Source organism: Bradyrhizobium elkanii USDA 76, assembly GCF_023278185.1.
Lineage (GTDB): Bacteria > Pseudomonadota > Alphaproteobacteria > Rhizobiales > Xanthobacteraceae > Bradyrhizobium > Bradyrhizobium elkanii.
Genome location: NZ_CP066356.1, coordinates 3635832 through 3647147, shown reverse-complemented (window position 1 = coordinate 3647147; position 11316 = coordinate 3635832). Strand labels below are relative to the sequence as shown.

20 protein-coding genes are annotated in these 11316 nt (G+C 59.9%); 12 read left to right on the top strand and 8 right to left on the bottom strand.

What is annotated here, in order from left to right:
• Positions 1-13 precede the first annotated feature (13 nt).
• Complete coding sequence (gene fliL / locus JEY66_RS17515) at positions 14-502, bottom strand: flagellar basal body-associated protein FliL (RefSeq protein WP_016846736.1); 489 nt, start codon at positions 500-502, stop codon at positions 14-16.
• A gap of 382 nt (positions 503-884) precedes the next feature.
• On the opposite strand from fliL, the gene flgF reads away from it, so the two are divergent.
• From flgF to JEY66_RS17455, 12 genes are all read left to right on the top strand, one after another.
• On the top strand, positions 885-1649 hold the full coding sequence (gene flgF, locus JEY66_RS17510) for a flagellar basal-body rod protein FlgF (protein WP_018272490.1): 765 nt from the start codon (positions 885-887) through the stop codon (positions 1647-1649).
• Between the two features lie 16 nt (positions 1650-1665).
• Positions 1666-2454, top strand: coding sequence for a flagellar basal-body rod protein FlgG (flgG, locus tag JEY66_RS17505; protein ID WP_026193007.1), 789 nt, complete (start codon positions 1666-1668; stop codon positions 2452-2454).
• 2 nt (positions 2455-2456) lie between these two features.
• A complete protein-coding gene (gene flgA / locus JEY66_RS17500; protein WP_018272492.1) occupies positions 2457-3512 on the top strand; it encodes a flagellar basal body P-ring formation chaperone FlgA in 1056 nt (351 codons plus the stop codon).
• Between the two features lie 5 nt (positions 3513-3517).
• Positions 3518-4270, top strand: coding sequence for a flagellar basal body L-ring protein FlgH (gene flgH, locus JEY66_RS17495; RefSeq protein ID WP_018272493.1), 753 nt, complete (start codon positions 3518-3520; stop codon positions 4268-4270).
• 187 nt (positions 4271-4457) lie between these two features.
• Complete coding sequence (locus JEY66_RS17490; RefSeq protein ID WP_018272494.1) at positions 4458-4808, top strand: hypothetical protein; 351 nt, start codon at positions 4458-4460, stop codon at positions 4806-4808.
• 14 nt (positions 4809-4822) lie between these two features.
• Complete coding sequence (locus JEY66_RS17485) at positions 4823-5056, top strand: hypothetical protein (protein WP_018272495.1); 234 nt, start codon at positions 4823-4825, stop codon at positions 5054-5056.
• Positions 5053-5343, top strand: a complete 291-nt coding sequence (locus JEY66_RS17480) for a hypothetical protein (RefSeq protein WP_018272496.1) — start codon at positions 5053-5055, stop codon at positions 5341-5343. The genes JEY66_RS17485 and JEY66_RS17480 overlap by 4 nt, the downstream gene beginning before the upstream one ends.
• 227 nt (positions 5344-5570) lie before the next feature.
• A complete protein-coding gene (locus JEY66_RS17475; protein ID WP_157183466.1) occupies positions 5571-5744 on the top strand; it encodes a hypothetical protein in 174 nt (57 codons plus the stop codon).
• Between the two features lie 393 nt (positions 5745-6137).
• Positions 6138-6344: a helix-turn-helix domain-containing protein gene (locus JEY66_RS17470; protein WP_041482670.1), complete on the top strand. Its 207-nt coding sequence runs from the start codon at positions 6138-6140 to the stop codon at positions 6342-6344.
• A 21-nt stretch (positions 6345-6365) separates the two neighbouring features.
• Positions 6366-6599: a hypothetical protein gene (locus JEY66_RS17465; RefSeq protein WP_018272499.1), complete on the top strand. Its 234-nt coding sequence runs from the start codon at positions 6366-6368 to the stop codon at positions 6597-6599.
• 14 nt (positions 6600-6613) lie between these two features.
• Positions 6614-6949, top strand: a complete 336-nt coding sequence (locus tag JEY66_RS17460) for a hypothetical protein (protein WP_018272500.1) — start codon at positions 6614-6616, stop codon at positions 6947-6949.
• Positions 6950-7397: 448 nt separating this feature from the next.
• A complete protein-coding gene (locus tag JEY66_RS17455) occupies positions 7398-7961 on the top strand; it encodes an Ig-like domain-containing protein (RefSeq protein WP_018272501.1) in 564 nt (187 codons plus the stop codon).
• 227 nt (positions 7962-8188) lie between these two features.
• On the opposite strand, the gene JEY66_RS17450 is transcribed toward JEY66_RS17455, so the two are convergent.
• From JEY66_RS17450 to JEY66_RS17420, 7 genes are all read right to left on the bottom strand, one after another.
• On the bottom strand, positions 8189-8371 hold the full coding sequence (locus JEY66_RS17450) for a hypothetical protein (protein WP_018272502.1): 183 nt from the start codon (positions 8369-8371) through the stop codon (positions 8189-8191).
• A complete protein-coding gene (locus tag JEY66_RS17445) occupies positions 8368-8616 on the bottom strand; it encodes a hypothetical protein (RefSeq protein WP_018272503.1) in 249 nt (82 codons plus the stop codon). Before JEY66_RS17445 ends, JEY66_RS17450 begins: the two co-directional genes overlap by 4 nt.
• A gap of 56 nt (positions 8617-8672) precedes the next feature.
• Complete coding sequence (locus JEY66_RS17440; RefSeq protein WP_018272504.1) at positions 8673-9053, bottom strand: hypothetical protein; 381 nt, start codon at positions 9051-9053, stop codon at positions 8673-8675.
• Positions 9050-9256 (bottom strand): hypothetical protein, encoded by a 207-nt coding sequence (locus JEY66_RS17435; protein WP_018272505.1) that lies wholly within the window; start codon positions 9254-9256, stop codon positions 9050-9052. Before JEY66_RS17435 ends, JEY66_RS17440 begins: the two co-directional genes overlap by 4 nt.
• Entirely contained in the window at positions 9256-9429 is a 174-nt protein-coding gene (locus tag JEY66_RS17430) for a hypothetical protein (RefSeq protein WP_018272506.1), read from the bottom strand. The genes JEY66_RS17435 and JEY66_RS17430 overlap by 1 nt, the downstream gene beginning before the upstream one ends.
• Before the next feature lie 3 nt (positions 9430-9432).
• Positions 9433-10026 carry a lysozyme gene (locus JEY66_RS17425; RefSeq protein WP_080650438.1) on the bottom strand — a complete coding sequence of 198 codons (594 nt, stop codon included), beginning with the start codon at positions 10024-10026 and terminating at the stop codon, positions 9433-9435.
• 303 nt (positions 10027-10329) lie between these two features.
• On the bottom strand, positions 10330-11310 hold the full coding sequence (locus JEY66_RS17420) for a phage tail protein (protein WP_018272508.1): 981 nt from the start codon (positions 11308-11310) through the stop codon (positions 10330-10332).
• Positions 11311-11316: the final 6 nt, after the last annotated feature.

The window sequence follows — 11316 nt, the reverse complement described above, 5'->3', positions numbered from 1 at the left end:
TACATCCACCCCGTCACTGGATCACGACTTCCTTGAACAGCACCGCGTTGACCTGGTTGGGTGCCAGCGCGAGATTGACGCGCTTGGTCAGTTCTTCCTTGAGGCGGAACAGGCCGGCCGAGCCGTTGAGGTCGCTCGGGCGCAGCTCGCGCATGTAGGTCTGGAACAGGTCGGTGACGCGCGGCAGCGCCGGCTTGATCGCCTCGACCTGCTTCTCTTCCTTGACCTCGAGCACGAGCTTCAGCTTGAGATATTGCACGCGCTCGCCGGGCGCGCCGACCAGATTGACCAGCATGTCAGGCACGTCGACGAAGCTCGGCGGCTTCGGCGGCGGCGCTTCGGCGTGCTGCTCCTCGCCGTGGCCGCGCATGAAGAAGAACCAGCCGCCGGCGCCCGCGCCGAGCACCACGAGGATGCCGACGACGGCAATGATCAGCCTGAGCTTGCCCTTCTTCGGAGCGGCCGCGCCCTCGCCGCTGTCCGTCTTTTCCTCGTCCGCCATCGTCCGCTCGCTTCACCCTGAAGGATGCGAACGCGATTTGCCCCAGCCTTGGCCTGAAGACGCGATACAAATGCCGCCGGCGCAGACGCGCCCCAATGCCGGCAACACTGGGGCCATAATGGTTAACGGAAGCTTAGGATTTACCTTCCACTAGGAAAAAACTGCCGGGCAAACATGGTCAACAAGACCTTTCTGCCGCCCCTTGCAGACCCCGACCAAACACCTAAGCCATTCAAATAAATCACTATTTCAAGTTGGCACGGCTTTCGCTGAGAGCACGGCGTGACCTGAGGGTTTGGGAGAACCCAATGGTTACCGACGGGTCCGGCGTGAAGGTTTGGGAGAACCTGCATTCGGATCGCCTCACAGGGGAGAACCACCGATGCAGAATACCCTTCTGGTCGGCCTATCGAAGCAGATGGTGCTGGAACGGCAGATGGATGTCGTCTCCAACAACATCGCGAACATGAACACCAACGGCTACAAGGCCGACCGGTCGCTGTTCCAGGAATATCTGTCCTCGAACGCGCATGAGGACAATTTCGCGTCCTCCGACCGCCGCGTCTCCTTCGTGCAGGACCGCGCGACCTTCCACGATTTCTCACAGGGCCCGACCGAAGAGACCAAGAACCCGCTCGACGTCGCGATCGACGGCAACGCCTTCCTGGTGGTGCAGACGCCGGGCGGCGAGCGCTACACCCGCGAAGGCAGCCTGCAGATCAACAATCGCGGCCAGCTGGTCACCGCCTCCGGCTACCAGGTGCTCGGCACCGCCGGCCCGATCACCTTCCAGCAGACCGACCACGACGTCTCGATCGCCGCCGACGGCAACATCACCGTGCTCGAGGGCACCTCCCGCCTCGACTCGATCCGCGGCAAGCTGCGCCTCGTCTCGTTCGCGCAGGCCCAGCGCCTGCTGAAGGACGGCTCCAACCTCTACGCGCCGGGCGAAGGCACGCAGGCGCTGCCGGACACCAAGGCGCAGATCCGCCAGGGCTTCATCGAGAAGTCGAACGTCAACTCCGTCGTCGAAATGAGCCGCATGATCGAGATCACGCGGACCTACACCCAAATCGCCTCGCTGCTGCAGCAGCAGAGCGACCTGCACAAATCGGCGATCGAGAAGCTCGCCGACGTGCCGAACTGATCCGGGGGATTGACCGATGCGCGCACTTTATACAGCTGCGACCGGAATGGCGGCACAGGAACTCAGCGTTCAGGTGATCTCCAACAACATCGCGAACCTGCGCACCACCGGCTACAAGAAGCAGCGCGCCGCGTTCCAGGACCTGATCTACGATCATGTGCGCCGGGTCGGCGCGCAGGCCTCCGATCAGAACACCATCATGCCGATGGGCATCGACCTCGGCGGCGGCGTCAAGACCGTCGGCACGCCGCGCATGATGACCCAGGGCACGCTGTCGCCGACCGGCAACGACCTCGACATCGCGATCCGCGGCGAAGGCTTCTTCAAGATCCTGATGCCGGACGGCACCTTCACCTACACCCGCGACGGCTCGTTCCAGATGGACAATCAGGGCCGCATCGTCAACGCGCAGGGCAATTTGCTGCAGCCGACGATCACGATCCCGCAGAACGCATCCGGCCTCACCATCAATGCGCAGGGCCAGGTCTCGGTGACGCTGCCGGGCCAGACCGCATCGACCAACATCGGCCAGATCGGCCTGACCCGCTTCATCAACAAGGCCGGCCTGATGCCGATCGGCGATAACCTGTTCGTGGAAACGCCGGCCTCCGGCCAGCCGCAGGACGGCACCGCCAACACCGACGGCTATGGCGACATGCAGCAGAGCAGCCTCGAACAGGCCAATGTCGAGGTGGTCTCGGAAATCTCGGACCTGATCGCCGCACAGCGCGCCTATGAGATGAACTCGAAGGTGGTCTCCGCCGCCGACCAGATGATGCAGTCGACCTCCAACCTGTTCCGCTGAGGATGATGTCGATGATCGCCCGCTCATTCCTGATCGCAGCCGCGCTCCTCACCGTCACCGTGGCGCCGTCCGCCGCGCAAAGCCGCCGCGAGACCATCGCGGTGCCGACGCTGCGCGCCAGCATCACGGTCGCCGACGACATCGTGCGGGTCGGCGACCTCATCGACAATGCCGGCAGCGCCGGCAGCGTCGCGGTCTACCGCGCGCCGGACCTCGGCACGACAGGCACGCTGCCGGTCGCGCAGGTGCTCAACGTGTTGCGCTCGCACCAGGTGATCGGCGTCGATACCCGCGAGCTGAAGGAGATCACCGTCACCCGGCTGGCGCGCACCATCGACAGCAAGGAGATCGAGCAGCAGGTGTCGCGCGCGCTGGAGGGCCGCCACGGGCTCGGCAGGGCCGGCAACATCGCGCTGACCTTCGACCGCGATCCCGGCGACATCCGCCTCGAGGCCACCAATACCGGCACGATGCAGCCGATCGCCGTGCGCTACGACCCGCGCTCGACCCGTTTCGACCTGACCTTCGAGATCGGCAACGACGCCGGCGCCGCGCCGTCGAAGCTGCGCTTCACCGGAACCGCGATCGAAACCATCGAGGCCGCCGTGCTGACGCGCAATGTCGAGCGCGGCGACGTGCTGAAGGCCTCCGACGTGATCGTCGAACGCCGTCCGAAAGCCGAAATCGGCAACGACGCGGCGGTGCGCGACAGCGCCGTCGGCATGCAGGTCCGCCGCCAGCTCCGCCCCGGTCAGGCGCTGCGGGTCGCCGACCTCGCGAAGCCCGATCTCGTCACCCGCGACCAGAACGTCACGCTGATCTATCGCACCGCCGGCCTCTACCTGACGATCCGCGGCAAGGCGATGGATGGCGGCGCCGAGGGCGACACCGTCAGCGTGATGAATCTGCAGTCCAAGCGCGCCGTTTCCGGCGTCGTCACCGGCCGCGGCGAGGTCTCGATCTCAGTCGCGACCCCGCGCCCGGCGCCGACCGCCGACGCCACCGAATCCAATTCCGCTTCCGTCAAGCTGAGTTCAGTCGCACCAAACGCCGAGTAAAGTTCATGTCCCAGTACCGCATCAACCGCTTCGTCCTGACCGGTGCGCTGCTCGCGCTCGGAACGATCGCCAGCGGTTGCTCGTCGATCGACCGTCTCTCCCAGATCGGCGAGCAGCCGAAACTGTCGTCGATCGACAATCCGACCACCCAGCCCGGCTACAAGCCGGTGCAGATGCCGATGCCGAAGCCCGAGATCGCCTCCTACAGCCCGAACTCGCTGTGGCGCAGCGGCTCCCGCGCCTTCTTCAAGGACCAGCGCGCCGCGCGCGTCGGCGACATCCTGACCATCACGGTGAACTTCACCGACAAGGCCGCGATCGCCAACGAGACCCAGCGCAGCCGCACCAATTCGGAAGACTCGGGCATCACCAATTTCCTGGGCTCGCAGACCGTCACACAGCCGCTCAAGATCCTGCCCGGCAAGATCCTGACCGCCGAATCCACCGCCTCGAGCGACGGCAAGGGCTCGGTCAACCGCCAGGAAGCGCTGCAGACCAGCGTCGCCGCCGTCGTCACCCAGGTGCTGCCGAACGGCAACCTCGTGGTCGAGGGCAAGCAGGAGATCCGCGTCAATTTCGAAATCCGCGAGCTGATCGTGGCCGGCATCGTGCGCCCGGAGGACATCCAGAGCGACAACACCATCGATTCCTCGAAGATCGCCCAGGCCCGCATCGCCTATGGCGGCCGCGGCCAGATCACCGACGTGCAACAGCCGCGCTACGGCCAGCAGGTTCTCGACGTGCTGCTGCCCTTCTAACGGCGTGATCCCGCAAAGTGGAAACCGGTTTTCGGAAACGGATCATGCCTGAGTAGGACTTTTTACGAGCTCCCACATCTCGTCGCGAACCTAGGCGCGGCGCGGTGTACCAACACGGCCCTCGCTAGCTCCCCTGGCGAGGGCTGTGGCTTTTTCAGAGAAAACGCGAAAACCCTAGGAAAATCAAATGATAAGACTAGAACAGGAAGACGGCACTCTGCTAGAAAACGGCGGTTCAAGCGTGAACGATGCGCGAACCTGTCAGCCTGCTGGCACATCCGTGACACAGCAGCGTTCTGCGGATGTTCTTCGCTTCAAGATCAAAGTCCCCCAGACCCTCGACCAAGCCTCCAAGCTCCGGAAGTGGCTGGAGCAGATCGCGCACAAGACCTCCTTGCCCGCCCGGAACTTCGTCTCCAACCTGATCTACCAGATCAAGGCGACGGAGAGCGAAGCCGATCTGCTGAGGCCGGAGAAGCAAGCGCAGATGACCTACCAGGCGAAGCGGCTGGCGCAGGCCGGCACAGACCCTCAGTAGGGAGCATCAAAGCCATGGATGACGGCAAAACATTCTATGTGGTCGAGCGCTACATCAACAACGACCTGTTCTATTGGTCGTCTGGGGCGCGGGGCAAGTGTTCGAGAGATGACTGGGTGCCGAAGATTGATGATGCGGTCAAATTCTTTGACGACAGCAGTGCCATCAAGGCGTTGATATACGCCTGTGCTGGCGAAGGTCGGATTGCCTCGCACCGGCTAGCGGTCCCGACCGGAGAACGAGCATGACACCAATCGAGAAGCGTAAGCAGGCGGCCGACCAATGCCGCGTAGTCGCCCATCTGGCGACAGCTATTGCCCAGATCCACAGCGACAAGGGTCGGTGGCTAAGTGCACCGAGAATCGGCGAATCCGACAGCTACATCGAACTGGTTGGCAAGCGGTCGGCTGAGCTGATGGAGACGCTTGGCAACATCCTGAACGGCATGGATGGCGTCGAGGACGAGGACGAATGGGTCAACCCGATCTTCGATCGCGCCAAAGAGGTTTGGCCGATCCCGAATGGGAGGCTCTGATGCCCTACATTGAGCACCCTGCCCGACAGGGCGAGACAGCCAGTGTTCTTGATTGGATTCGCTACCACATCGGAACGTGGATGCAACGCAAGGGAGCCGATCTAGAATATCGCGCTCTTTATCCGAACGACACGCAATGCGCTGAGTGCGGCCAATGGGTCCATCCAGGGCAAGAGTGTGATCATATTCCGTTCTGACGCAGCTGACCGATGACAGAGGAAGGGTCGATGGACTGGCAAAAGCTATCCGAAAGAGACTGTTGCGATGCCCTTTACCAGATCGGCGGCGCATTGAGGCGTATGCAGAAGACGTCTCTGGCGCAGGACGCCGAGAAGATTGCAGACGCTCTTTACCCGGGCAAGATCAAACCAGCCCCTATTGTGCCGCGAACAACGACGTAACCGAGAGGCGCGGTAGCCCTATCCGCGCTTTTGTAACATTTCGTGATACTAGGGCCACTTGCCCTATAGGGCCAATGAGACTAGTTTAGCTCCGTCAACAACGGAGCGCACCATGCAGTTTTTGTCGGGATCAAATCTTACGGCTGGTCAGTTGAGGGAATATGTCGCAAGTCGCGGCTATCGGTCTGAACCTTTCACGAATTCTTGGGAAGCGGCTGAGGGTGCCCCGCTCCGGGTCATGGGCTATACCTTGCGTGGCCCCCGCGGCAATCGAACGGTTATGGCCCGCTATCCTGACGATACGTATTCGTTTGATGCGGTTCGGTTGTGGTGTGATGGCGTTGATTGCGCTACCCAGCGGGTTAATGAGCGTCGGCTACACAAGGCCAATCGATGACCGCCAAACAGTTCCAAGCCGCTATCGACCGCCTCGGCCTTTCACAGGTCGGGGCGGCGCGCCTATTGGGTGCAGACCCGCGCACGGCTCGCCGCTGGGCGTTGGGCGAACGATCTGTGCCAGAGCCGGTCGCCATCCTTCTGCGTCTGATGGTTGCCGGCAAGATCGCCGCCGACGATATCGAGACCCATCGCAGATCATGAGCAGCATGTTGGTATGACACGATGACCAAATACAGCACGCTATATTTCGAGGAACAGGCGGCTCGGAAAAAGACTCAGCGCGAGCTGGAAGAAGTCAACCAGAAATTAGAAGAGGCCGATAGAAAGCTGGCGCAGATGCGCGAATTCATTCGCGAGACCGGACAGTCCGGGACTTTTCTGCTGTGGGTGGCGCCGAAGTACGGGATCGACCTGAAGGAACTGGATCTGCCCGTGCCTACGCATGCCGACACTTAAACAGGGAGTACGCCATGGGCGAAATTATTGACCACGATTTCGGGAAAGATGACCGAGAACACGCCCGGCGGCTCGCCAAACTGCTTCGGATTGTAAAGGAGACCGAGCAGGATCTGCTGGCAAATCCCGGCAAATACTTCGACATGGCGTCAAAGAAGATCGCTGAGCAGGAACTGCTTCTGCGGGCACTCTCGGACGCTATCAGAAAGTCTTGGATGGTGAAGCTGGACGACCCAAGCCTAGGGCCGCCAACTTACCAACAGCCCGATATGCTACGGATCGATCGGCGCGACTACGAGGCCTATCAGGCCATCAAGGAAATGCTCCGCGAGTGGGAGCAGAGCACCTAAGCCAGGAGCATCCATGCCAGCGACCTATACCTTTAACGATGGGATCGAGGCCGCCAAGGCTCAGGTCGGGTGGACCATCAATGAAGCGGTAAAGTCTCTCAGCGAGGAAGCTGCCAAGCAATATATCGACTTGCTGGTGATCGTATGGCGCGATCTAGAGCAACTTAAGCGGCCAAGTAGGCGCAAGAGGAAGCAACCAGACCAACCCCCTCCCCGATCCCCCTGAGACAACGAGGAAACCAACATGCCACCTATTGAATTTTGGTTCATCACCATTGGGGTGATCGTCCTGATCTGTCTCCCGCAGCTTATTTGGCCGCCGCGAGGCGGAAATCCTTTCGAGCCCCTTTGACCCTGTGAGGGAGCTTTGTTGACTACCTGTGGCTGCGGAGCACTGGCGTTTTCCGGTCAATTATGGCAGCCTAGACCATTATTTGAGGGGATTTCCATGAAGATTGTTGGATCTGCGCCGATTCTGGCTATTTGCGTTCTGTTGTCCGTCCCCGTCATGGCCGAAGAGCCTCTGACCCAACAGAAGAGTAATGGACCTCCGCCACGGGAGCGGACCGGCCCCACGACAAGCGGCGATGTAATCACGCAGGCAGCTGTACCTGCCCCGGAAAACGGAAACATCATCGTTAAATTCGGCGAGACAACCAAGATCTACTTCAAGCGTCCGATCAAATCGGTTCGCCTCGATGACGATCTTCTCGTCAAGGTCATGCCTTTGTCAGACCATACCGTCGCCTTCACTGGATTGTCGCCGGGGCGCGCGAGCGTAACGGTTGAATCGAAGGACGGCAAAACTGATAGTTGGGGTCTGGTGAGCGTGGTGCGTGAGCCGCATGTCGTGAAAATCTATCAGCAGGGCGAAATAAATAAGCAAACCGGAGAGCGCCGGTCAGACAGCAGTTCAGCCATTGGCGGCTATGTCACGCTGAGCTGCAACGAGATAGGCTGCACAGAGTTGGAGCCGGAGCTTCAACCGAAGTGGCCGACAGGTCGCCCCTGATATCTATCCTCTCATAGAAAAAAGCCCGACGCCGGTTAGGGCGTCGGGCCAAGTCTAGGGAGGGAAACAGGCCTGAAAGCACAGGCCGAGCTACCGCCTGTCCAGACGATCAGGCGGATTGGTCGGATGGCGTGAAAGCCACCATTCTTGAATTGCAATGCCGATGGTGAGGATGGAGAGAACGATCATGAAAGCTGCGAGCCAGTTGACCCACCAAAAGGAGCCGGTCAATGCAGCCCCTTGGTCTGGATCAGACCGGTCAGTGTTTCCGACGCCTGCCGCAAAAGCTTCGTTGCCTCTTCAAGCTTGGCCTGCACCTCATGGAGGCGGTTTTCCTGGCTTGAAAAGTCTTTGTCTCCTCGCCCATCGTCGGACCAGACGCGGCGGAATTGGTTGAATACCTGGATCATCTTTTTGCTCTGATCTCGTTCACGAGGGCAATAAGCGCCGTTGCATTGCCGTGGATCGCTTCGGCGATACGATCGGCCGCCGCGATACGTTCGTCATAGCTTTCGGTGAGCAGGTTCTCGAGCAACTGGATGCGGGTGTCTTTTTTCTCTTCCCGCTTTTCCGACTTAAGCAGCATTACCCACATCACAATGGCGATGAGGCCGGGAGGCCCCCACGCCTTCAGGAACTCTTGCGCGATTTCCAATTCAATCTCCTAGCTGTCCGCCGAATTGCTAGGATCAGTCCCAGCTTCCCACGCCCCTAACGCTTTAACTGTGAGATGATCTCTCCGCCGGCTTTGCCGATGAACAATGAGCCGATGATGGCCCCCATCCACTGGTCCAAGGGAGGCGGCAGTGCTGCAATCGTCCACGTCTGCGGATAGGCACATCCCTTGCACCACAGGACTGAATAGACGCATACAGCGGCGAACCAAAGGCCGGCCGGCACCATGAACAGGAGCGGAAACCACCAGCCCCGACCGGTCAGGATCGCGACTTGTGAAGACAGGTAGGACTTGGCAAGATCGGCCTTGATCTGCTCGCGCGTCGTTTGATTGTCCACGCTGTTATCAATCGTCTTGAAAATTCGATCGAGCGGGCCGGAAGCAAGCCACGAAAGAATGGACATAATGAAGGTCATGTGTGCCATCCCCTGCGACGTGCAATGACATAGAAGCTTTCAGAGATGGCCGTGCACAATCCTCCGATCACAAAGCAGAGCACCTGAATGAGATCGGGATCGGTAAGCGTGTTCGGACTGATCGCAAAGCCAGCCGAAATTAGTGCTCCGCCGAGATAGCGGAGCAGGATGCGCGCAATCGGCGCGATGATGTCAGGGCGCATTACTTCTTAACCGCGCTCTCGATGGCCGCAGCCTTGGCCTTGAGAGATGCAGCGAACGCTTCGGCGCCGACAATCCATCCCTTGATCTTGGTTTCATAGAGGATGCCAACAGCGACACCGCCGACGAATACGAGAGCATCACCGAGGATGGTAAGACTGAAGAGGCTCGACATAGATCAGTTCCTTTTGACGAACAGGTGGACGAAATTGTCCCAGAACGACTCTTCCTCCGCTTTCGGAGGCTGAACCGGAGTTGGCGATGGAATAGGCTTCTGCGGCATCGGCCCATCAGGCGCAGCCATGTGAGCGCCGGCCAAGGCCATGGAAGCCTCAACCTGACCCAGGAACATCAAGCGTTCCGCCTTCCGGCGCCGGATAAGGCCGTTCATCGGCTTGCCGCCAGCGTTGACATACTGGAGTAGCGTCGCCATCGCGCCGTCGATGTTCCCCGCGTTGATCTTGTCATCGACAGTGCCGCTACCGAGGGCACCCGTGTTGAAGTGGAACGACACCAGCGCATCGAACTGCGGCTGGCTCAACGGGACCTTAATGATCCGGGATACGTCCTTTTCGACGGCCCCAAGGTCTGAGGCGAGAATCTGATCGCACTGCGCATCCGTGATCGTCATCCCGGCCACGACTTTCGGAGCACCCGCCGCGGTCGTATGTCCATAGCCGATCGTCAGGACTCCCGTGCCATCGTCGTAGGTGTGCAGGAATTTGCCCTCAAAGGCCTCGATAAAGGCCCGGCCGTTGTCGGATGTCTTCATGAATTCTCCCAAAAGAAAAAGCCGCCCGAAGGCGGCTTGTTGGACAAAAATCGTAGATGCGTTGCGCTAGGGTATCTTCCACCTCACGCATTCTGGTTCGCTCACCGACTTTGAGTCATGCGGTTCGCAAATCAGATACGGTTTCGATTTTAGGAAACTTGGGTGCCAGTTGTCCGAAAGCCATTTCAGGCCGACAATCAGAGCAATAACTGACGCGAAGAGGATGGCTTTTTTTATACGTTCGGGCATGGGTACGCGAATTGCTGAATCGCGCTTCTACTCGCTCCCGTTGACTCGCGCAAGTCAGATGATCCTCATCGCGTAGTTGCAAATGACGCTTGGCTGCACCGTGCTAAACGGTGTGCTCGTACCCCCCTGCGCGGTGCCGGAGAACGTGCCACTGCCATTTGAGATAACGGTAGAATTGCCCCCAGGAATCGGGATCGGATTGCCGCCCGCGGAAACGCTCACATTACCGGTATTGTTGGTGAATTGAGCGGTCGATGAAACTGACACAGACGGCACGGAACCAGCTGGCGTATACGGCGGCAGATTTGCGGTGCTCAGCGCGATCGCCTGTTGACCGCCGCTTCCTCCAAGATCAGTCGAGTTGAAGGTCAAGCCGCTAATGCGAATGCCGCCTGGATCTCGCATGACAGGGACACGGCCTGTCAGATCCGGAAGATTGAACGTCGTGCTGCCATCCCCCGCTCCATAGGTCGTGCCCATCACGCCAAACAAGGTGATGTAGGTAGTCCGGGAAATCGCCTGGCCCACAGGAAACGCGAACGAGCTATTCGGCGCCGTAAGGCCAAAGTACAGCATCCCTGCTCCTACGGGCACATTGTACGGATTACCGAAGAAGCCGTGGATCGTGAATTCGCCGTTCACGCTGTTATAGACGGCGGTATAAGGAGTGCCGGCGAGAAGAACACCAGCACCAAGATTTGTCCCTGACGATCCTCGCAAGAATACAGCCCCTAGGCCGTCAACGTTTATTTGCGGGCTGGCTGCGTTCGTGACATGCGGAGTAAAGGCGACGATTTGACCATTCATCGCCGCCAAGGACGTAAAGCCTTGGTTGGATGAGACCGAATAGAGGGTGCTGGTCCCCGACGTGACGATTGCGCCTGAAATGTCGTCCCGCCATTTTGCGGTGGAAGCCATCATGGCGCGCGCACTGTCGTTCACGGCCGAGGGGGCCATCCCCTCAGCCCAGTTAACTGAAGGGTCAGCATTAGCGTTGTTGGACGCGGTTTGCGACCAACTGAAAACTCCAGTCATGCGGGA